General features: G+C 55.2%; 23 protein-coding genes and 1 pseudogene. 7 read left to right on the forward strand and 17 right to left on the reverse strand.

Going from position 1 to position 21233, the window contains the following annotated elements; genetic code table 11:
- Window positions 1-2 precede the first annotated feature (2 nt).
- From mprA to PGR29_RS15985, 10 genes and pseudogenes are all read right to left on the reverse strand, one after another.
- Window positions 3-533: a transcriptional repressor MprA gene (gene mprA, locus PGR29_RS15945; protein WP_015370069.1), complete on the reverse strand. Its 531-nt coding sequence runs from the start codon at window positions 531-533 to the stop codon at window positions 3-5.
- Between the two features lie 63 nt (window positions 534-596).
- Window positions 597-752 (reverse strand): annotated as a pseudogene (locus PGR29_RS24940) (hypothetical protein); the annotation flags it as partial.
- 225 nt (window positions 753-977) lie between these two features.
- Window positions 978-1973 (reverse strand): glycine betaine/L-proline ABC transporter substrate-binding protein ProX, encoded by a 996-nt coding sequence (gene proX, locus PGR29_RS15950; RefSeq protein ID WP_087858681.1) that lies wholly within the window; start codon window positions 1971-1973, stop codon window positions 978-980.
- A gap of 14 nt (window positions 1974-1987) precedes the next feature.
- A complete protein-coding gene (gene proW, locus PGR29_RS15955; RefSeq protein WP_316424843.1) occupies window positions 1988-3052 on the reverse strand; it encodes a glycine betaine/L-proline ABC transporter permease ProW in 1065 nt (354 codons plus the stop codon).
- Entirely contained in the window at window positions 3045-4247 is a 1203-nt protein-coding gene (proV, locus tag PGR29_RS15960; protein ID WP_260841906.1) for a glycine betaine/L-proline ABC transporter ATP-binding protein ProV, read from the reverse strand. The genes proW and proV overlap by 8 nt, the downstream gene beginning before the upstream one ends.
- Window positions 4248-4592: 345 nt before the next feature.
- Complete coding sequence (gene nrdF, locus PGR29_RS15965; protein ID WP_316424848.1) at window positions 4593-5555, reverse strand: class 1b ribonucleoside-diphosphate reductase subunit beta; 963 nt, start codon at window positions 5553-5555, stop codon at window positions 4593-4595.
- A gap of 10 nt (window positions 5556-5565) precedes the next feature.
- A complete protein-coding gene (gene nrdE, locus PGR29_RS15970) occupies window positions 5566-7710 on the reverse strand; it encodes a class 1b ribonucleoside-diphosphate reductase subunit alpha (protein ID WP_316424849.1) in 2145 nt (714 codons plus the stop codon).
- Window positions 7683-8093, reverse strand: a complete 411-nt coding sequence (gene nrdI / locus PGR29_RS15975) for a class Ib ribonucleoside-diphosphate reductase assembly flavoprotein NrdI (protein WP_015370076.1) — start codon at window positions 8091-8093, stop codon at window positions 7683-7685. The genes nrdE and nrdI overlap by 28 nt, the downstream gene beginning before the upstream one ends.
- Window positions 8090-8335, reverse strand: coding sequence for a glutaredoxin-like protein NrdH (nrdH, locus tag PGR29_RS15980; protein WP_308957880.1), 246 nt, complete (start codon window positions 8333-8335; stop codon window positions 8090-8092). The genes nrdI and nrdH overlap by 4 nt, the downstream gene beginning before the upstream one ends.
- A gap of 183 nt (window positions 8336-8518) precedes the next feature.
- Entirely contained in the window at window positions 8519-8950 is a 432-nt protein-coding gene (locus tag PGR29_RS15985; RefSeq protein WP_316424852.1) for a carboxymuconolactone decarboxylase family protein, read from the reverse strand.
- A 90-nt stretch (window positions 8951-9040) separates the two neighbouring features.
- Between PGR29_RS15985 and PGR29_RS15990 the strand changes: the two genes are divergently transcribed.
- Window positions 9041-10399, forward strand: coding sequence for a PLP-dependent aminotransferase family protein (locus tag PGR29_RS15990; RefSeq protein WP_316424854.1), 1359 nt, complete (start codon window positions 9041-9043; stop codon window positions 10397-10399).
- A gap of 76 nt (window positions 10400-10475) precedes the next feature.
- Here the strand turns inward: PGR29_RS15990 and PGR29_RS15995 are convergent, their stop codons facing one another.
- The gene (locus tag PGR29_RS15995) at window positions 10476-10823 is read right to left on the reverse strand and encodes a DUF883 family protein (protein WP_015370080.1); all 348 of its coding nucleotides are present in this window, start codon (window positions 10821-10823) and stop codon (window positions 10476-10478) included.
- 149 nt (window positions 10824-10972) lie between these two features.
- On the opposite strand from PGR29_RS15995, the gene PGR29_RS16000 reads away from it, so the two are divergent.
- A complete protein-coding gene (locus PGR29_RS16000; protein ID WP_015370081.1) occupies window positions 10973-11335 on the forward strand; it encodes a DUF2002 family protein in 363 nt (120 codons plus the stop codon).
- A gap of 64 nt (window positions 11336-11399) precedes the next feature.
- Here PGR29_RS16000 and alaE read toward each other — a convergent pair whose 3' ends face one another.
- The gene (alaE, locus tag PGR29_RS16005; protein WP_015370082.1) at window positions 11400-11849 is read right to left on the reverse strand and encodes an L-alanine exporter AlaE; all 450 of its coding nucleotides are present in this window, start codon (window positions 11847-11849) and stop codon (window positions 11400-11402) included.
- 703 nt (window positions 11850-12552) lie between these two features.
- Here alaE and stpA point away from each other — a divergent pair.
- Window positions 12553-12954 (forward strand): DNA-binding protein StpA, encoded by a 402-nt coding sequence (gene stpA / locus PGR29_RS16010; protein ID WP_213317215.1) that lies wholly within the window; start codon window positions 12553-12555, stop codon window positions 12952-12954.
- A 40-nt stretch (window positions 12955-12994) separates the two neighbouring features.
- On the opposite strand, the gene PGR29_RS16015 is transcribed toward stpA, so the two are convergent.
- Complete coding sequence (locus PGR29_RS16015; protein WP_087858676.1) at window positions 12995-13174, reverse strand: hypothetical protein; 180 nt, start codon at window positions 13172-13174, stop codon at window positions 12995-12997.
- Window positions 13175-13382: 208 nt separating this feature from the next.
- Between PGR29_RS16015 and lpxO the strand changes: the two genes are divergently transcribed.
- Entirely contained in the window at window positions 13383-14285 is a 903-nt protein-coding gene (gene lpxO, locus PGR29_RS16020) for a lipid A hydroxylase LpxO (protein ID WP_087858675.1), read from the forward strand.
- Here lpxO and PGR29_RS16025 read toward each other — a convergent pair.
- The 3 genes from PGR29_RS16025 to PGR29_RS16035 all read right to left on the reverse strand — a co-directional run bounded on the left by PGR29_RS16025 (window position 14282) and on the right by PGR29_RS16035 (window position 15796).
- Window positions 14282-14803 (reverse strand): rhodanese family protein, encoded by a 522-nt coding sequence (locus tag PGR29_RS16025; RefSeq protein WP_316424857.1) that lies wholly within the window; start codon window positions 14801-14803, stop codon window positions 14282-14284. The genes lpxO and PGR29_RS16025 overlap by 4 nt on opposite strands.
- 9 nt (window positions 14804-14812) lie before the next feature.
- Window positions 14813-15112 (reverse strand): ArsR/SmtB family transcription factor, encoded by a 300-nt coding sequence (locus PGR29_RS16030; RefSeq protein WP_015370089.1) that lies wholly within the window; start codon window positions 15110-15112, stop codon window positions 14813-14815.
- A 78-nt stretch (window positions 15113-15190) separates the two neighbouring features.
- Window positions 15191-15796 carry an FMN-dependent NADH-azoreductase gene (locus PGR29_RS16035; protein WP_316424858.1) on the reverse strand — a complete coding sequence of 202 codons (606 nt, stop codon included), beginning with the start codon at window positions 15794-15796 and terminating at the stop codon, window positions 15191-15193.
- 102 nt (window positions 15797-15898) lie between these two features.
- Between PGR29_RS16035 and PGR29_RS16040 the strand changes: the two genes are divergently transcribed.
- The gene (locus tag PGR29_RS16040) at window positions 15899-16837 is read left to right on the forward strand and encodes a LysR family transcriptional regulator (RefSeq protein ID WP_316424859.1); all 939 of its coding nucleotides are present in this window, start codon (window positions 15899-15901) and stop codon (window positions 16835-16837) included.
- 59 nt (window positions 16838-16896) lie between these two features.
- A complete protein-coding gene (locus tag PGR29_RS16045; RefSeq protein WP_087858671.1) occupies window positions 16897-17493 on the forward strand; it encodes an undecaprenyl-diphosphatase in 597 nt (198 codons plus the stop codon).
- Here the strand turns inward: PGR29_RS16045 and PGR29_RS16050 are convergent, their stop codons facing one another.
- Window positions 17494-19275: a sigma-54-dependent Fis family transcriptional regulator gene (locus PGR29_RS16050; RefSeq protein ID WP_316424860.1), complete on the reverse strand. Its 1782-nt coding sequence runs from the start codon at window positions 19273-19275 to the stop codon at window positions 17494-17496.
- 265 nt (window positions 19276-19540) lie between these two features.
- On the opposite strand from PGR29_RS16050, the gene exaC reads away from it, so the two are divergent.
- Entirely contained in the window at window positions 19541-21061 is a 1521-nt protein-coding gene (gene exaC / locus PGR29_RS16055; protein ID WP_171829684.1) for an acetaldehyde dehydrogenase ExaC, read from the forward strand.
- Window positions 21062-21233: the final 172 nt, after the last annotated feature.

The following is a 21233-nucleotide window of genomic DNA, read 5'->3' on the forward strand; positions in this document are numbered from 1 at the left end:
GCTTAGCGCAGGGATCCCGCCAGCGCGCCGTCTTCTTCCATTTGGTCGAGGCGGCCAAGCAGTTTGCGGGTGATGTGCTCCAGCTGGTCTTTTTCCGCAGTGCTCAAAGAAGACCACAGCTGGTGCAGGCAGTTGTGCTGCGGAGGTAATACCTCGCGCAAGAATTGATGACCTTTGTCGGTTAGCTGCAGATGCAGGCAGCGACGATCGTTGTCGCTTTCACGGCGCTCGATCCAGCCGCGTTTTTCCAGTTCGTCGGCAATGCGGGTGGCATTAGTGCGTGACGAACCCAGCGCGCAGCTCAGCTCGGAAGGTTGAATGCTGTGATTTTCCTGAGACTCAAGCGTTATCAGCGCCATAAATAATGTCTCGTTAATCCCTTGCGCTTTCAGCATTTTGTTACGGTTTTCCAGCAGCTTACCCTGCATGTGCATACAGAGACGGGTGAGGAGAATCTCCTGGAAAGGGAAATCTTCATGGCGGCTGGCGCGGAATTTGAGCATCTGCTCAATGGGAGTAAACGAACTATCCATTTGGGTATAACCTCATTAATTACAGCCGATATAATAACTATTGTGACAAATAAAGCAAATGAATTATCGGTCACTATTAATACTTAAAATCTCCGGCGAGTCGCCGATTTTCCATGCCAAACCATAGGCTAAAGCGCTGAGTTGCGTAGGGATAATAATGCTGTTCGTCGCCTGTAAGCTCAACCTGAACGCGGCGCAACCTACCCGTGTTGGTAGCCAATGGCGCTGACGTCGGGGAGCAGGCGTTTCCATATCGGTGACTTATTGATAACGCTGGTGAAAATTACGCCTGGAAAGATTTGTTCACCTTAGCAGACGGCGTGACGGCTTCACAATCGCTAAAATGGGAAATCAGAAAATCCCTTTTTAGGCATATCTGTTTCGTATTGGTTCTGGGGAAGGGCGGTCCCCACGACGGTAAACGCCGTGGGGAGAGGGGAGAAATTACTTTTGCGCCGCCAGCGCTTCTTTCACCCAGCCGTCGAACAGCTGCTGGTGGGCTTTAATCCAACCATCAACGTGGCCGTTGATGTCGGCTTCTGAGGCATGGCCGGCATGCATCATCGCGTTTTCGGCGTTGATATCGGCAATCGGCAGCTTCATCAGGCTAAACAGCTTCGCCGCCGCCGGGTTCTTCTCAGCCCAGGCTTTGTTGGCGACGATGTGCATGGTGTTCACCGGGAAGCCATAGTTGACGCCGTTCGGCAGCTTGGTGTCGATATCTTTCTGTTCTCCCGGCAGAGAGGAGAACGGCACCTGCAGCCAGACCACATCTTTACCCGGTTTCAGCACGTCGCTGACCCAGTACGGCGTCCAGGTATAATAAAGAACCGGTTTGCCTTCTTTATAACGGGCGATGGTATCGGCCATCATCGCTGCGTAGTTGCCCTGGTTATGGACCACTTTATTGTTCAACCCATAGGCATCAATCTGATGGTTGATGACCGCTTCGCAGCCCCAGCCGGGGGTACAGCCGGTGAGATCGGCTTTGCCATCGCCGTTGGTATCAAACAGTTTGGCGATCTTCGGATCTTTCAACTGGTCGATGGACTTAATGTGGTACTGCTCGGCGGTTTTCTTGTCGATCAGATAGCCCTGCGCCGCGCCGGTGACGAAGGTTCCTTCACGGTAGAATTTTTTATCGCCGCCCGCCGCCGCGTACATATCATCGTGCAGCGGTTGCCAGTTGGTGGCAATAAAGGTGGCATCGCCAGAGGCGATGGAGGTATAGGCGACGTTATAGTCGACTTCGCTCGGCTTTTCGACGGTATAGCCCAGTTTTTCCAGCGCGCGGCTGACCAGCAGCGTCTGGAAAGTTTCTTCTGAAATGGTACTCTGCGCCGGTTTCACGGTGATGCCTTTACCCGGCAGCTCGGCAGCAAACGCGCTGGTCGTGACGAGGGCGGTAAACGCTGTGGCAAGGAGTGTAGTATGTCGCATCGTTATTCCTTCTCTTATTTACAGAAAGGGCGGGTAATCAGCCCCAGAGGTCCGGTGGTGTACCAGCGGCGGTTACCGCGGCTGCGGGAATCGCGGCCGACGGCCTGCGTCAGGCGGTCAAGGATTATCGCGAGGATAACGATCCCGACCCCGCCGACGCTCGCCAGCCCCATATCCAGGCGGCCAATACCGCGCAGCACCATTTGACCGAGGCCGCCGACGGCGATCATCGAGGCAATAACGACCATCGACAGGGCCAGCATCAGCGTCTGGTTGACGCCGGCCATGATGGTCGGCATCGCCAGCGGCAGCTGGACTTTGAACAGCAGCTGGCGCGGGCTGGCGCCGAAGGAGCGTGAAGCCTCAATGAGGTCTGCCGGCACCTGGTTAATCCCAAGGATCGTCAGGCGGACAATTGGCGGCAGGGCGAAGATAATGGTCACCACCACGCCCGGAACGTTGCCGATACCGAACAGCATGACGATCGGCACCAGGTAGACGAACGCCGGCGTGGTCTGCATCGCATCGAGTAACGGGCGGATGATTTTCGCCGCCCGCGGGCTACGCGCCAGCCAGATCCCCAGCGGCAGGCCGATTATCATGCAGAACAGCAGCGCGGTAAGCACCAGCGCCAGGGTGACCATCGCCTGCGACCATGCGCCGATAGCGCCGATGGCTACCAGCGAGACCAGAGTGGCTATGCCCATGCCGACGCTGGAGATCTGCCAGGCGATCAGCGCGAAGAGAATAATCGCCACCGGCGCCGGCATTCCCAGCAACAACTGCTGGAAGGCGCTGAGAATATAATCCACCGGCACGCGGATCCCCTGGAACAGCGGACGGAAGTGCAGCACGATCCAGTCGATGGCGTGGGTGACCCAGCTATCGAGCGGAATCAGCGTTTTATGGAACGGATCCATAATATTGAAATGTTCTGGCTGCGGCGCAGGCGCGCTGTTAAGCCAGTCGGCGCCGCCGCCATCAGCGGGCGCGGGTGTTGGATTGCCCCAGGAGTCGGCGGACTGCGCTGCGTTATCCGCTGGCGCAGCGGTATCCCATGGGTTTGATTGATCAGCCATTGTTTGCCCCCTCGCGATCTAAAGCCTGTAGCAGCATGCGTTTTGAAATAATGCCGAGATACTGGTGCCCTTCATCCACCACCGGGACGGCGCAGGGCGCCTGGCCGACGTGGGAGAGCAGGTCGCTGAGCGGCGTTTGTGCCTCCACCGCCTGCGGGGAGTCAATTAACGCCGCATCGAGCCCCTGATTTTCGCTCAGCGCGCTTTTCAGGGAGTCGATGGAGACAATGCCGACAAACTTATTACCGCGTTCAATGACGTAACCATATTCGCGGTCTTCATCCTGCAATAATTTCAGCGCCGAACGCGGGCCGAAACCGGGGGTTTTACGAATCAGGCCAACCGGGCTACGGCGGGCAATATCTTTAGCGCTAAATACCTGGCTAATATCCACGCCGCGGAAGAAAGTACGAACGTAATCATTCGCCGGGTTATTCAGAATTTCGTCAGGGGTGCCAATTTGCACCACTTCGCCATTTTGCATAATGGCAATACGATCGCCAATACGCATAGCTTCATCGAGGTCGTGGGAAATAAAAACGATGGTACGTTGATGCTTCGCCTGTAATTTGGTGAGCTCATCCTGCATTTCGGTACGAATTAACGGATCAAGCGCTGAGAAGGCCTCATCCATTAGCAGAATATCGGGATTGATCGCTAATGCGCGGGCTAAGCCGACGCGCTGGCGCATCCCGCCGGAAAGTTCGTCGGGATAGGCGTGAGCGTAATTTTCCAGCCCCACCTGACGTAGCGCATCCAGTGCTTTCTGCTGGCGCTCTTCGGCGGAAACGCCGGCCAGTTCCATACCGAACGCGGTGTTATTCAACACGTTCATATGCGGCATCAGGGCGAATGACTGGAACACCATCGCAATCTTTTTCCTGCGCACCTCGCGAAGCTCGGCATCTGAGATTTTGGCGATATCGACGCCGTCAATCAGCACCTGTCCGCGGGTGGGTTCAATCAGGCGATTGAGAAGGCGAACCATGGTGGATTTCCCTGAACCGGAAAGTCCCATGATGACGAATATCTCGCCTTCTTCAATGGCCAGACTGGCGTCTTTAACGCCAAGCGATAGCCCCGTTTTTTCCAGTATTTGCTCTTTGCTAAGTCCTTTTTCAATATATTTGAACGCGCGTTGCGGGTGCTCGCCAAATATCTTATAGAGATTCTTAATTTCTAATTTAATTGCCATGCAATAAATGATTTCCTGTCTTTAATTATATCGATATCGTACCTGGTGAAGTTTATTACCTGTTTACACCCTAACATACTGAGATTCTGTGACAACCCTCGATGTGAATAGCTAGCCAAAATCTGAATGGGGAACTCTGTCTGAATTGCCCATGATATAAGGGCTGAGACATCATATACGGCTGGTGATATTTTTTGATTATGCATGAATAATGAATGGGGAAATTGGCTTAAATGAAGGAAATATGACGAGGGAATGGCCAGTGGATTATTTGTGTGATAATAAAGAATAATGTGAAATAGATCACTGGAGAATATGTTGATATATTCCCCAGCGATTGCGAGGTTAAAAGTCCCAATCGTCGTCGGCGGTTGCTTCGGTTTTACCCATGACATAAGAAGAACCGGAGCCGGAGAAAAAGTCGTGATTTTCATCGGCGTTTGGCGACAGCGCCGCGAGGATGGCTGGGTTTACGGCGGCCATTTCCGCCGGGAATAACGCCTCATAGCCAAGGTTCATCAATGCTTTATTGGCGTTGTAACAGAGGAAAGCGTTGACGTCGTCGAGCCACGGGCTGTCGGCATACAATTCGCGGGTATAGGCCAGTTCGTTATCGTACAGATCCATCAGCAGATCAAAGGCGAAATTTTTTAGCTCTTCGCGCTTCGCGGCGCTGACGATTTCCAGCCCTTTTTGATATTTATAGCCAATATAATAACCGTGCACCGCTTCGTCGCGAATAATCAGACGGATTAAATCGGCGGTATTGGTCAGCTTGCCGCGGCTGGAAAAATGCATCGGCAGCCAGAACCCTGAATAGAAAAGGAAAGATTCGAGGAACACGCTGGCGATTTTTTTCTTCAGCGGCTCATCGGCCTGGTAGTAATTGAGCATCAACTGCGCTTTGCGCTGTAGCGGAGCGTTCTCCTCGCTCCAGGCGTAGGCGGCATCGACATCCTTGCTCTGGCACAGGGTCGAGAATATCGAACTATAGGAGCGAGCATGCACCGCTTCCATAAAGCTGATGTTCGACAGCACCGCCTCTTCATGTGGAGTGAGGGCGTCGGTCATCAACGCCGGGGCGCCGATGGTATTCTGGATGGTGTCGAGCAGCGTCAGTCCGGTAAAGACGCGGATGGTCAACTGCTGCTCCTGAGCCGTCAGAGTCTGCCAGTGTGGAATGTCGTTGGACAGCGGTACCTTCTCCGGCAACCAGAAGTTGCTGGTCAGGCGGTTCCACACCTCGAGGTCTTTGTCATCCTCGATTTTGTTCCAGTTGATGGCGCTGATGCGCGATAAGTGGGTCATCCTGTTCTCCTTACAGCGCGCAGGACACGCAGCCTTCGATTTCGGTACCTTCCAGCGCCAGCTGGCGCAGGCGAATGTAATACAGCGTCTTGATACCTTTCTTCCACGCGTAGATTTGCGCTTTGTTGATATCGCGGGTGGTGGCGGTATCCGGGAAGAACAGCGTCAGCGACAGCCCCTGATCGACATGTCGCGTGGCTTCGGCATAGGTATCGATAATTTTTTGCGGGCCGATTTCCCAGGCATCCTGATACAGCGCCAGATTGTCGTTAGTCATAAACGGCGCTGGATAGTACACGCGGCCGGTTTTACCTTCTTTACGGATCTCGATTTTCGCCACAATCGGATGAATGCTGGAGGTGGCATGATTGATATAAGAGATCGAACCGGTCGGCGGGATCGCCTGCAAATTGCGGTTATAAATGCCGTAGCGCATCACGTCGTCGCGTAGCTGTCGCCACATCTCACGGTCGGGCAGGGTTATCCCCGCACGGGCGAACAGTTCGCGTACCCTGGCGGTTTTCGGCTGCCATTCACCCTGCAAATACTGCTGGAAATAGTCGCCGCTGGCGTAACGCGACTGCTCAAACCCGGCAAAACGTACTCCGCGCTCGCGCGCCATCGCCATAGAAGTGCGCAGGGCGTGCCAGGTGACGGTGTAGAAATAGAGATTAGTGAAGTCCAGCCCCTCCGGGCTGCCGTAGGCGATCCCTTCGCGGGCCAGATAGCCGTGCAGGTTCATCTGCCCAAGGCCAATGGCGTGCGATGCGGCATTACCCGCCGCCACCGATGGCACCGAGCGGATATCGCTCATATCGGAGACCGCCGTCAGGCCGCGGACCGCCACTTCGACGGTGCGGGCGAAGTCCGGCGAATCCATGGCGTGGGCGATATTCAGCGAGCCAAGATTGCAGGAAATGTCCTCGCCAACGGTGGCGTAATCGAGATTTTCGTCAAAGGTGGAGGCGCTGTTGACCTGCAGGATCTCCGAACACAGGTTGCTCATATTAATGCGACCGGCAATCGGGTTGGCGCGGTTCACCGTATCCTCGAACATGATGTACGGATAGCCGGATTCAAACTGAATTTCCGCCAGCCGCTGGAACAGATCGCGGGCGCGGATCCAGCGTTTGCGAACGCGGTCGTCGGCCAGCAGTTGCGCATACATCTCGCTGACCGCGATATCGCCAAAGGCTTTGCCGTACAGTCGCTCAACGTCATAGGGAGAGAACAGCGCCATCTGCGCGTCTTCTTTCGCCAGCTGGAAGGTGATATCCGGAATGACTACCCCCAGCGACAGGGTTTTAATGCGGATCTTTTCATCCGCGTTTTCCCGCTTGGTATCGAGGAAGCGCAAAATATCGGGGTGATGGGCGTGAAGGTAAACCGCGCCGGCTCCCTGACGTGCTCCCAGCTGGTTGGCGTAAGAGAAGGCGTCTTCCAGCATTTTCATCACCGGCACCACCCCGGAGGATTGGTTTTCGATACGTTTAATCGGCGCGCCCGCTTCGCGTAGGTTGGAGAGCAGGAACGCCACGCCGCCGCCGCGTTTCGACAGCTGCAGGGCGGAGTTCACCGCCCGGCCGATAGACTCCATATTATCTTCGATACGCAGCAGAAAGCAGGAGACCAGTTCGCCGCGCTGCTGTTTACCGGCGTTGAGGAAGGTCGGCGTCGCTGGCTGAAAGCGCCCGGAGAGGATCTCGTCGGCCAGCTGTCGCGCCAGGGTTTCATCGCCCTGCGCCAGGGTCAGCGCCACCATGCAGGCGCGGTCGGCGAAATGCTCCAGGTAGCGTTTGCCGTCGAAAGTGCGTAAGGCATAGCTGGTGTAGAACTTCCACGCGCCGAGGAAAGTACGGAAGCGAAAACCGTGTTGATGCGCGTGGGCGAAGAGGGCCAGCACGAAACGACGTTCATAGCGGGCCAGCACTGCCGGATCATAATAACCTTCGTCGCTCAGCCATTGCAGTTTCTCCTCCAGCCCGGCGAACGGTACGCTGTTGGGGCGCACGTGGCTATGGATAAATGCTTCGACCGCCTGTTGGTCCTTTTCCAGGGGAATGCGGCCATTGCTGTCGTATAAGTTCAGCATCGCATTGAGGGCGTGGAAATCAGACGCCCCGGCGGTTACACGTTCTGCGGTTGTCGTTGCCAAAATTCGCTTACTCCTTTACGCACGTTGTCGACATCTTGCTGGGTACCCATCAGCTCAAAACGATACAGATACGGCACGCCGCATTTCTGCGCGATGACCTCTCCCGCCCGGCCATAGGCCTCGCCGAAGTTACGGTTACCGGCGGCGATGACGCCGCGAATCAGCCGGCGATTATGCGGGTCGTTTAAAAAGCGGATCGCCTGGCGCGGCACGGCGCCTGCCGTTCCGCCGCCGCCGTAGCTGGGGACGATGAGAATATAGGGTTCGTCTACCTGAATTCGCTCGCGCTCGTTGAGCGGAATGCGCACGGCAGGCAGCGCCAGACGCTGCACAAAGCGATGCGTATTTTCAGAGCTGCTGGAGAAGTAGACGATGAGGCTCATAGGCTGGCCGTAGCCGCGGCGGGACGCAGGCGATTAATCATATCGGGGCGGAAGCCAGACCAGCGGGTTTCCCCGGCCATCACCACCGGTAATTGCTGGAATCCCTGCTCGCGCAGCATGTCGATGGCTTCCGGGTGTTGGTCGATGTTGACCATATCGAAGGCGAAACCGCGGCTCTCCATCGCGCGTTTGGTGGCATGGCATTGCACGCAGTCACTTCGAGTGTAAATAATAATGCGCATGATTCGTATTTCCATTTAAGATAGCAAGACGGCGTAAAACATCGCGCCGAACGTTATGGGCTTACCGTTCAGGAAATACTAGATGTAGTTATTTAAAACTTCAACCACGCAATATATAGAGTTTTTCGATAAGTTATCCCCCACCAACTAGCCTGGCGGGGGAGGGAAGTCGATACGCGAAAATTACATCCGCATCGCGATCGCCAGACGGTTGAAGGCGTTCATCAGGCTGATGGCGAAGGTTAAATCGCTAATCTGGCGGGGCGTAAAATGCTCTTCTAAAGGCAGGTACACCTCATCTTCGGCGTGGCTGGCTGCGATATCGGTTACCGATTCCGCCCATGCCAGGGCCGCGCGTTCCGCGGCGCTGAAGTGGGCGCTTACGCGCCAGCCTGCCAGCGCATCCAGTTTGCTCTGGTCAACGCCGGCTTTGCGTAGCGCTTTGCTGTGCATCTCAAGGCAAAAAGCGCAGCCGTTAATTTGCGACACCCGCAAATAGACCAGCTCCACCATCGTGCTGCCCAATTCGCTTTTTTCCAGCGCTATGCTGGCCTGAACCAACCCCTTATAGATTTCCGGGCTCAGTTCGCTATACGGCTGACGTAATGTGGTCATCTTGCAGTTCTCCTCTCTAAGACCCGGGCAAAATAGCACTATAATGGACTGCATTAGATAGCCATATTGTGATGAAAAAAGCAGACCATAATGGAAGCCAAAAAAGTGCCGCACTACCAGCGTATCGCCCGCCAGCTGAAATCAGCGATTGAGAATGGCGAGCTGGCGCCGGGAAGCCGTCTGCCCGCGAGCAGAGTTTATGCGCAGGAGCTTGGCGTATCGCGGGCGACGATTGAAAATGCCTGGGGCGAGCTGGTGGCACAGGGCTGGCTGGAGCGCCGCGGCCAGGCGGGCACCTTTGTCAGCGAGCGGCTGAGCCCGCGGCAGGTCACGGCTCAGCGACCGGCGACGGGCCGGGGATCCTCCGCGCCGCAGCCTTTTCAAATGGGGTTGCCGGCACTGGATCTTTTCCCGCGCGGGCTGTGGGCGCGGGTGATGGGGCGGCGGCTACGGACGCAATCGCGCTTCGACCTCGCGCCCGGCGATCCCTGCGGCGAACCGGTTCTCCGTCAGGCGATTGTCGACTATTTGCGCCTGTCGCGCAGCATCGAGTGCCAGCCGGAGCAGGTTGTGATTAGCGGCAACTATGCGGCCTCGATGGCGTTGATTTTGCGTACCCTTGCGCAGCCGGGGCAGCATATGTGGATGGAGGATCCGGGATATCCGTTCATTCGCCCGGTGGTTAGCGCGGCGGGGGTCAATATCGATCCGGTACCGGTTGACCAACAGGGAATGAATATCGACTGGGCGCAGGCACACTATCCTCAGGCGCGCTTTGCGCTGTTAACTCCAGCGCATCAAAGCCCGCTCGGCGTGGCCCTATCGCTGGAGAGACGTCGACAGGTATTACAGTGGGCGGCGCAGCGCGATAGCTGGATTATTGAAGATGATTACGACAGTGAATTTCGCTATCAGGGGAAGCCGCTACCGCCGCTGAAAAGCCTTGATGCGCCGCAGCGGGTACTGTACGCCGGGTCATTTAGTAAATCGATGTTTCCCGCGCTGCGCACTGCCTGGCTGGTGGTTCCGCTGCCGTTGGCGGCGCGGTTTCGCCGTCAGGCCGAATTGAGCCATTGTAATGTACCGACCTTATGGCAGCAGACGTTAGCGGACTTCATCAATGACGGGCATTTCTGGCGTCATCTAAAAAAAATGCGCGCCAGCTACGCGTTGCGCAGGCAGTGGCTGGAGTCGGCGCTGCAGGCGCAGGGTTTTCAGGTGGTACCGCAGTCCGGCGGGATTCAACTGGTGATGGAGGTAAAGGGGGACGATCGCGAGCAGGCCCGCCGCTGCCAACATGCCGGGCTGGCGGTGCAGGCGTTGAGCGACTGGCGCATGCTTAGCCGTGGTGAGGGCGGGTTATTGATGAGTTTTACGAATATCACGTCGGCGGTGATGGCACGTGAAGTCGTAGGCGAACTTAAACAAGCGCTGGCCAGCGTGGAATAATAAAAAACCCTGCGCACCATTGGGACGCAGGGTTAGACGCGTATTTGTTATCTTCACATGTAGTCTATCGATACTATTATCGACGCAAATTAAGCAAAACGCCAATAAACACCCCAACGGCGGCGGCGGCGCCAACGCTCTGCCAGGGTTTATCACGCACGTAGCTGTCGGCGCAGCCGGCGGCATCGCGGGCGCGTTCAACGGTATCATAGGCCGCCTGGCGCAGGCGGGTATTGCCGTTCAGGCGGGCACGCGTCTCTTTCAGCAGCGACTGCGCTTTTTTGCGCGCATTCTCAGCTTCATCTTTCGCATCGCTGCCCCATGATTTCAGCACTTCTTCCAGCGTATCCGCTAATTGGCTGACTTCGTTATGAATATCCTCGGCGCTTTCATCAATGTCGTTGCGGTTCACACGGTTAGCCATTGGTTTCTCCCTTTGTTCCATTCGAGTTATTAAGTGTAGGACATGATTTTGCATTATGCTTTTGCGGGAGTTTATGGAATTTTCTGAAAGCGCTGCTATTCGTGAATAAGGTAAGGTAAATGTGCGGTAAAAGATAACGAGGAATCAGTATGTATTTAAGACCCGATGAGGTGGCGCGTGTTCTTGAAAAAGCCGGCTTCACCATGGATGTTGTGACGCAAAAAGCGTATGGATATCGCCGTGGCGATAATTATGTTTATGTGAACCGCGAAGCGCGCATGGGGCGTACCGCTTTAGTTATTCATCCGGCGCTCAAAGAGCGCAGTAATTCACTGGCTGAACCTGCCAGCGAGATTAAAACTTGCGACCATTATGAACAGTTTCCGCTCTATTTGGCGGGGGATGCGCAGCAGCATTACGGCATTCCACATGGTTTTAGTTCGCGGATGGCGCTTGAGCGTTTTCTGAATGGGCTGTTTGGCGAAGCGCAGCCGCAGATGTCTCACGGCTGAATAGTCTAATGCGGGCTGCTTTGAAGCAGGCGACTGGCAGCGACCAGTCGCCGAAAGAGGGGGATCAGGCTTTAGCTTGCTGATAAGGGCTGACGCGGAACAGGCGACGGCAGAAGTCGAGAAAGTAGCCGTACACTGCGCCCATCATCATTGATACCAGAATGTTTGAACTGACCGCGGCGGCAATTTGATGCCAGTCCGCGCCTACCGACAACAGAATCAATACATACACCGGTGACTGGAAAGTCACATACGCGACGACATCAGCAATGTTTTTCATCCATCCCGAGGTGCTGATCCGGCGCGCCTGTCGCATGGCGAAGTCGCGATAGAAACCATAAGGCACTGCAATAATAATGTTGACCGGGATCGCGACCAGTCGTGAAGATAACGACTGCTCAAAGGTCATTCCGGAGAGGAAAATTTCGATCATCATGTTGACAACGGTGCAGTAGACCACCATTGCAAAGGTGTCTGCTACCGCATGACGCAAGCGGGATTGAGCAGAGAACATCGGTATGCTCCTCGAAAATGAAGTCAATAACGCCGAAAAGTGCGCATGGTGTAGCGGTTTTGGGCTGCCTGTTTTGATGTGTGTAGAGTATATCTCTGTGTTGTAAGTGACAACTAGCTATAAATTTTTATTTATCGCCTTTTTGTCGATAAAACACTCTGTGAACTGGCGTTTTTCTCAGCTTGCGCTACTTTTGTTCCTTTAATTTATTATATCGTTTAATATCAATTATATATGATTTTGTTTTGTCAGGTGGCGAGTACGCATGGCAGGAGAAGTAGGGTTGGTAAAGCGGATGCCTGATTGCGTTATGTGATAGTGGTCACTATTGGCGTTATTTACCGTATAAATGCCGATTTTCCAGCATTTACTGCTGCATGCAAAGTGTGTGTTTTATTCTGATTATATGAATTTTAATTCATTACCACAAAGCCATTGGCGTTCCCCTGCATGGGCGTTGATTTTATAACTCACTGACGTGGCTATAAATATATTATTATGTCGCGCTATGCATTATTCATCTGCGCTAGTCAGAGTTTGTGTTCTATTTCGATATTAACCGCCAATAAATTTTAGTGAGTCTATGGGCGCAAACCTGTTCATATTTATTTGAATAATCAAAGGCTGGAAATATATATACATATATATTAAACTGCCCAGGTAATTCTTGTTTTATTTTTTCGATTTGGGATTTTTGATCTTTATGTCTTTTATGTTACAAAAACTGAATAATATTCGCTCACTGCGTGCTATGGCGCGTGAATTCTCCACTGACGTGCTTGAAGAGATGCTGGAAAAACTCAGGATCGTCACTGAAGAAAAACGTGAAGAGCAGCAGAAGATGCAACAGCAGCAGGCGGAATATCAGGAAAAAATTAATACCTGGTTGGAATTAATGGTTGCTGATGGTATTTCACCTGATGAATTAGCGCTGCATGAAATGGCTCCGGCGAAAAGCAGTAAAAAACGTCAGCCGCGCCCGGCTAAATATCGTTATACCGATCATACCGGCGCAGAAAAAACCTGGACTGGTCAGGGACGTATGCCGAAGCCGATCGCTATGGCTGTCGCGCAAGGGAAATCGCTTGAGAGCTTCCTGATTTAAACAACGTTTGTTTCAACGGTGGGGAAACCCACCGTTTTACTTAGCAGACGCCGAAATCGCCTTCTTCTGTATAAGGCGTGACATCAACCGCTTTCAGAGTAAATTTCTCACCCTGTTCGTTACTTGCCTGAACAACGATCAGACTATCGCCATTCACTTCCACTACCTTCAATTTTGGCCCGCCGACGCGCGGTTGTACCAGATCGCCTGTTGCAAACATGGTGTTTCTCCTGAGCATGGGTAACAACTAAGAATCTAAACGATAGCTCAACGATGCTGACGGATTCAATGGTCGTGCTGCTTTTTGTTAAAACAATTTATGGGTAGATGTATTATCTTTGTTAATGGTTTTTGTGGCGCTGCGGTGAGGGAAACTTATACTGTTGGCGCGGAATGATTCAAAACAGAACATGGTCAGATAAGCGAATATGAAGTATATCATTTTACTGATTATTATAATTGCTGTGCTCTACGTCCATTATCGCGGAAAAGTTCGCTATCGTTTCTGGCGTCAGCTTTCCGACCATTCAACTTTTACTGCCCCACTTAACGGGTTTATGTACCTCTTTTCACGTGTGCCGAACACCCCGTTTCTGCGTCCTGAAACGTTTCCGGAGCTTGCGATATTACAAAAGAACTGGCTGGTTATTCGTGAAGAGGGGATTAACCTGCAGCGACTGGAGCAAATAAAAGCGGCGGAAAAATATAATGATGCCGGATTTAACTCATTCTTTAAAACCGGTTGGAAACGGTTTTACCTGAAATGGTATGAAGATGCACATCCCTCCGCCAGCCAGCTGTGTCCAAAAACGACCGAACTGCTGCGCGGTATTCCTTCGGTTAAAGCTGCGATGTTCGCCACGTTACCCGATGGTAGCCGTTTGCCTCGCCACCGCGATCCTTATGCCGGGTCGCTGCGTTTCCATCTTGGGCTGGCGACGCCGAATGACGATCGCTGTTTTATTGAAGTGGACGGCGAACGCTATAGCTGGCGCGATGGCGAAGGTGTGCTATTTGACGAAACCTATATTCACTATGCGGAAAATACCAGCGGTGAGAACCGACTGATTCTGTTTTGCGATATCGAACGGCCTATGCGTTACCGTTGGGCGCAGAAGGTAAACCACTGGCTGGGGCGAAATTTAATGAGCGCCGCCGCCGCGCCGAACGATATCGGTGACCGTACTGGCGGGATTAACCGCAGCTTCCGTTACATTTATCAAATCCGCATTATCGGCAAGCGATTGAAAAAATGGAATAAAACGGTTTACTACATCGTCAAATGGCTACTTTTCGGCGGCATTGCGCTACTCATCTGGCAGGCGTTTTAACGTCGGTTCCACGGCATGACCGCCAGCAGGCGCGCCATGCCGCAGAAACCGGTGAGGCCAGCGAAAGTGAGCCCCGCGCCAACGAAACCACTCAGCAAGAAAAAGCCGCTGTTGACGGCGTATCCCAGCACTACTCCCAGTAAAATCAGTGCGCCTGCGGCGATTTGCACCTGGCGCATTAGCGGCAGCGGCTGGGATTTATCTTCGACTATCGGCAAACCCGCCGCTCGCCATGCCTGAATACCGCCAGCCAGTAGCTTAACCTGCGCGGGCGCGGCGGCGGCGGCCAGAAGGCTGGCGTTATTTTGCGTGCGCGAGCCGGCCTGACAGTGAAAAATGATTGTTTCTCCCGGCTGCGCATTGAGCGCCGCGCCGTGAGTCAGTTGCTCTAATGGCAGCAGCGTCGCCGCCGGAATATGCTCGCGGGCATATTCGTCGGCAGCGCGGATATCAATCAGCCGTGCGCCCTGGGCGATAAGCGCCTGGGCTTCGCTGGCTGAAACGGTGGCGATACTCATAAGGACTCCTTACGGGCAGTAGATGGTTTTCAGCGTGGCGATGACCTGCTGAACGGCGGGATGGGTAATGAAATAGCGCAGGCGCTGCGCATCGCGTTCGCAGTCGATTAGCCCTTCATCGCGCATTCGCGCGAGGTGCTGAGAGGTGGCTGAAGGGCTCAGGCCGGTGATTTGCGCCAGCTCGCCTGCGGTTGTACGCGGGGCTTCGCAGAGCATGCATAGAATCAGTAATCGGTGGGGATTGCTCATCGCTTTCAGCAGGACAGCGGCTTCCCCGGCGCTGGCCTGCAGTTGTTGTGCTGTGGTCATTTTATTTTAGTCTTTTCTAAATTTAGATTATTCTAAAGTAAAAGATGACCCTTTACCAGCCCGCATAAAGAATCGACCTCACGCCAGCTGAGCAGCCCTGGCGATATGCTGGCGGGCGTGGGCGATGCCCGCGTCGCGGCCGTGCGGGCGAATATCCATCCCTTCAGCATAGATAAATTCGACGTCGCTAATCCCCATCAATCCCAGCACCGCGCTCAGGTAAGGGGTGACCGCATCGCTGGGTTGCCCGTCATGGACGCCGCCGCGCGAACTAATAACCACCGCACGCACGCCTTCAACCAGCCCCTGCGGCCAGGTCTCGGTATAGCGGAAGGTTTCCCGCGCTCGCGCCACCAGATCGAACCAGTTTTTGAGATCGGTTGGCACGTTGAGGTTATACATCGGCGCGCCGATCACTAGCAGATCGCTAGCCTTTAACTCGGCGATGAGTGAATCAGAGAGGGTAACTCCTTGCTGGATCGCCGGGCGCGTATCTTGCGCGCCGCGCAGCGCGGCAAACAGCGCGCCATCGAGTTTCGGCAAGGCGAGGGTGGTCAGATCGTGTTCAACAACCGAGTCCTGATGGCCGGCTTCGCGGCGAATCTGCATATATTCATCTATTAGCTGGTTAGTTAGCGACGCCGGGCCGTTGATGCTGGATTTTAAAATCAATACGTTACTCATGACGGACTCCTCATAAAGTTGATGGTCCGCAGGGTAACACTGTCTTTTTTTCTCCAGTAGTGACATTATTTTTTATAATTGTATCCACTCAGGAACCAATCAATGCGCAGTGACTTGAACGCGATCCCGGTATTTGTCGCCGTCGTCGAATGCGGTAACTTTGCGCAAGCCGCAGAGAAGCTAAACGTGACGCGATCCGCCGTCGGCAAGACGATTTCCCGGCTGGAGCAGCGGCTCGGCGTCGCGTTGTTCCAGCGCACTACTCGCCGGCAGGCGTTGACCGAAGAAGGCGAGGTTTTTTATCTACAATCCCGCCGGGCGCTGGATAACCTGCGTGATGCGGAAAATGAAATACAGCGTGGAAAAACCCAGGTACAAGGGCGACTGCGAATCAGCCTGCCTGTGCTGTTTGGCCAGCGCTGCGTGGCGCCGATCTTGTTTCCTCTTAGCCAACGTTATCCTGAGCTTAAGCTCGAGCTGTCGTTTAGCGACCGCCAGGTCAATCTGTTTGAAGAAGGATTCGATATGGCGATACGGATCGGCACCTTGAGCGACTCCAGCTTTCTTAAGGCCCGGCGTTTAGGCCAGCATGGCATGATTCTCTGCGCATCGCCGTTATATCTACGACATCGGCCAGCGCCGCAGGCGCCGGAAGAACTACACGGGCATCTTACCATTGGCTATCTCTACGCCGGGCAGATGCAGAAATGGCATCTGCGCGATGCGCAGGGAGCGGCGCTCGCGTTCCGCCCGCAGCCCGGGCTGGCAATGGATGATTTCGCCGCCATCGCCGCGGCGGCGAAAAGCGGACTGGGAATCGCCTGGCTGCCGGATTGGCTGGCGGCAGACGAGATAGCGCGGGGAGAACTTCAGCAAATATTGCCGTCGTCCGTCAGCGGCAGTTTTGCGATTAGCGCCGTCTGGCCGGAAGCGGCATGGGTACCGCAGAAAATTCGCGTAGTGGTAGATGAACTGCTGGCGCGGCTGCCGCAGCAGTTAGCTGGTGGAGGAAACCAGGAGGATTCTTCAGCGCCAGGTTAATCCTGGCTTAAGGTATCCCGGCGATAATGACAGCATGATGACTGTGACGAGAACTCGCCATGAACCTGTTAGAAACGTTTAACCAGAGCGCCTTCCTCGCGCTGAATGCCGGGCCTGGTACGCCGGACAGCCTATTGCTGCTGGCGCGATTCTCCGCCAGCTGGATTATCCTTTTAGTCCCGGCGATATTGCTGGGATTATGGTTCCTCGGCGGTCGTCAGGGACATCGACAGGCGCTGTTTTGCGCCATGACGATTTTGATAGCGTTAGGGCTTGGGTTTGCCTGCGGAACGCTGTGGTTCCATCCGCGGCCGTTTATGATCCCGCTGGGCCATACCTGGATAAGCCACCCGGCGGATAACTCTTTCCCAAGCGATCACGGCACCGTGATGTTCAGCGCCGCTTTCGCGCTGCTATCATTACGCCTGCGCGGCATGGGGCTGCTGGTGCTGGCGGCGGCGCTGCCAGTGGCGTGGGCGCGTATTTTTCTCGGCGTCCATTTCCCGCTGGATATGCTGGGCGCTGCGTTGATTTCAGCACTGGGCGTCTGCGTGGCGAAAGTGGTCTGGCAACGGCTGGGGCAGACGCTAGTGGCCTTGTGCGAAGCGCTGAGTCGCCGTCTCTTCTCCTGGCTGCCGGCGCGCTTTACGCCGTAGTCACTTCCTTTGTACGCGCGCGGCCCGCCGATACAGCGTGCTGCGCGCGACGCCTAACGCCTGCGCCGCTTTACTCACGTTGCCGTTAAAGCTGGCCAGCGTATCGGCAATCAGCTTTGCATCATGTTGTTGAAGCCCGCCTGGAGCGCTGGTTTGCGGCGCGCTTTGATACTCCTCCGGCAGCGCCGCGACGCCCAGGCATTCGCCATCGTCCGCCAGCGCCAACAGAACTTTGAGCAGGCTTTGCAACTGACGCACGTTACCCGGCCAACGGCATAATGTCAGTTGATTAATCAGGGCATCGGAGAGAGTGATATGGCGTTCTGCCGCGCCAAGCGAACGCCACAGCGCTGGAATAAACTGCTTGAGTTCAGGCCATTGGCGTAGCGGCGGGATGGTAAAAGCATACTCGCGCAGGCGATAGAGCAGGTCTTCGCGAAATGCACCTTCGGCGACGCGCTGTGCGAGATGACGGTGGGTGGCGCAAATCAAGGCGAAGTTTACCGGCGCGCTGCGATTCCCGCCCAGCGGCATGACCTCTTTTTCCTGCAGCACCCGCAGCAGACGGGTTTGCAGAGCCAGCGGCATATCGCCGATTTCATCGAGAAACAGCACCCCGCCATCGGCTTCGCGAATTTTGCCGATATAGCCGTTTTTATTCGCGCCGGTAAAAGCGCCCGCCTGATAACCGAAAAGCTCCGATTCAATCAGCGATTCGGGGATGGCCGCGCAGTTGATGGCGACGAATTTACCGCTGCGCCAGCGGCTATGTGCATGTAGTTCGCGGCTGAGGAACTCTTTACCGCAGCCGGTTTCTCCTTCGATACACAGCGCGATACCGGCATTGAGCAGGCGGACCATTTTCTCGCCTTCGCCGGACGGGCAAAACGGCAGGTTAAGCGCTGGTTGCGCGGGGACAGCGACGCTGGTGCAGGTTGGCGCACGCAGGCGGTAGTAGTAGCCACGTTGCTGGAAGGTCATCGGCAGCGGCACGCTAACCGCCGTTTGCGTCAGGCGGGGGAACAACTGCTGGAAGGTCATTTGCCCTATCTGACCGGACTGCAGGCCCAGTTCGCGAATGGCCAGCCGATTGGCCGCGGTCAGCAGGTTATCGGAGAAGACCAGCAGCAGCTCTTCGGCGCTATCGAGCTTCTGCACCCGCGAGTGCAGGCTCATTAACCACTGCTGCGGATGCAGGCTCTGTTTCACCCACAGATATTCAATCTGTTTGGCCGCCTCTTTAATCCACGCCAGAGAGTGGGGATGCGGGATATGCGCCGGGCCGGAAATATCCAGCGCCCCGGCAATCTGGCCATCGGGGCTTTGTAGGGGAACCGCCGCGCAGTACAAATCCTGATTACGGGTTAAATAGTGTTGACGGCCTTCGACTTCGCAGCTGTCGTCAATCGCCAGCGCGGTACCGATAGCGTTGGTGCCGCGACCGCTTTCGCTCCAGATATTGCCAGGCTCTAGCGCGAAGCTTTGCGCTTTTTTCATTGCCGCGCTATTGCCGAAGGTTTGGAGCACCAGCCCGCTGGCATCGGAGAGAATCACTACCGATTGCAACCCGGCGGCACGTTGCGCCAGCGGCGTCGCCACCGGTTGCGCCAGTCGTTGCAGGCTGCGGTTGCTTTCCAGCACGTCGGCCAGTTCGCCGCCGCGCAGGCGCGGAAATTCGTCGCTCGTCGGCTGCAGGCCGTAGCGCTGGCTGCGTTGCCAGGAGTCGCTCAGCAGGGCGCTTGACTGCGTCTCGGCGGTGATAGTGAACGGATTTCCTTGCACGGCGCACCTCGTGGTCGGCTGGGTTGTGTTGCAATATTGTAGCGATTTGGTTTTCTTGATGTTGCGATTCGCAACACAGAAGCGGGATCTTGTGCGACAAAGAGGACGCGAATCGGCAGAGGGATATATGTAATTATTTGGAAGTTATGAATTTTATGTGAAGTACGCAAAATTGGCATAACCCCTGCTACAGGAGAAAGCGTGCAGCGGACAATAGCAAAAACCACTACGCCGCTGCGCCTTAACCCTACAGAAGGAGATTGCAATGCGTTATGTCCATCCTGGCAAACCGGGCGCTTTGGTTTCATTCAAATCGGCCTACGGCAACTTCATAGACGGTAAATTCGTCGAGCCGTTAAGCGGCGAATATTTCATGAATACTTCTCCCGTCGATGGGAGCAACATTGCGCAGTTTCCCCGTTCCGACGCCAAAGATATCGATTTGGCCCTTGATGCGGCACACCGGGCGGCGGACGCCTGGGGGCGAACCTCGGTACAACAGCGTTCCCATCTTCTGCTGCAGGTCGCTGACCGCATTCAGGAGAACCTCGAGTATCTGGCGGTCGCGGAGAGCTGGGATAATGGCAAACCTATCCGTGAAACCCTGAACGCCGATCTGCCGCTGGCGGTCGATCATTTCCGCTATTTCGCCGGTTGTCTGCGCGCGCAGGAAGGCAGTACTGCTGAAATTGACGACACCACCGTGGCTTATCATTTCCACGAACCGTTGGGCGTGGTCGGGCAAATTATTCCGTGGAACTTCCCGCTGCTGATGGCGGCATGGAAACTGGCGCCCGCGCTGGCGGCAGGCAACTGCGTGGTCTTAAAACCGGCGGAGCAGACGCCGCTGAGTATTACTTTGCTGATGGAAATCATCGGCGATCTCTTCCCGGCAGGGGTGTTGAACGTGGTGCAGGGCTTTGGCAAAGAGGCCGGCGAAGCGCTGGCGACGAGCAAGCGGATCGCTAAAATCGCTTTTACCGGTTCGACGCCGGTGGGCCGTCACATTATGGCCTGCGCGGCAGAGAATATTATTCCCTGCACCGTTGAGCTGGGCGGCAAGTCGCCGAATATCTATTTCGCCGACGTGATGGATGGCGAGGAGGAGTTTATTGAGAAGGCGGTGGAAGGGCTGGTACTGGGCTTCTTCAATCAGGGTGAAGTTTGTACTTGTCCATCGCGCGCGTTGATCCACGAATCGATCTATGAGCCGTTTATGGAGCGGGTTATGGCGAAAGTGATGCAGATCCGTCGCGGCGATCCGTTTGATACCGAAACGATGATCGGCGCTCAGGCGTCACGTCAGCAGTTCGATAAGATCCTGTCGTATATCAAGATCGCTCGTGATGAAGGCGGGCAGATCCTCACCGGCGGCGATCGGGCGAGCATTACCGCCGAGCTGGATAGCGGCTTCTATATTCAGCCGACGCTGATTAAAGGGCACAACGAGATGCGCAGCTTCCAGGAGGAGATCTTTGGCCCGGTCATCGGCGTGACTACCTTTAAGGACGAGGCGGAGGCGCTGGCTATCGCGAACCAGACGCAGTTTGGTTTAGGGGCCGGGGTATGGACGCGGGATACCAACCTGGCGTACCGCATGGGGCGTGGCATCAAGGCCGGTCGAGTGTGGACCAACTGCTATCACGTTTATCCGGCGCATGCCGCGTTTGGTGGCTATAAGCAGTCCGGCGTCGGGCGAGAAACCCACAAAATGGCGCTGGAAGCCTATCAACAGACCAAAAACCTGCTGGTGAGCTACAGCACCGCGCCGTTGGGGCTGTTCTGATTCATTTATAACGGCTAACCCGGGGGCGGCGTAACCGCCTTCCCCGGGCTACCTATGGCAATGGGCCACCCATTGCACTGGATCTGTAGGCCCGCGCAAGCGCAGCGCCGCCGGGCAATATCCGCGGATAAGGCGCCGCTTTTGCGCCGGATGGCGGCTTCGCCTTATCCGG

Origin of the sequence: Klebsiella sp. 141203, assembly GCF_032601985.1 — a bacterium.
In the GTDB taxonomy this organism is placed as follows: Bacteria; Pseudomonadota; Gammaproteobacteria; order Enterobacterales; family Enterobacteriaceae; genus Klebsiella; species Klebsiella aerogenes.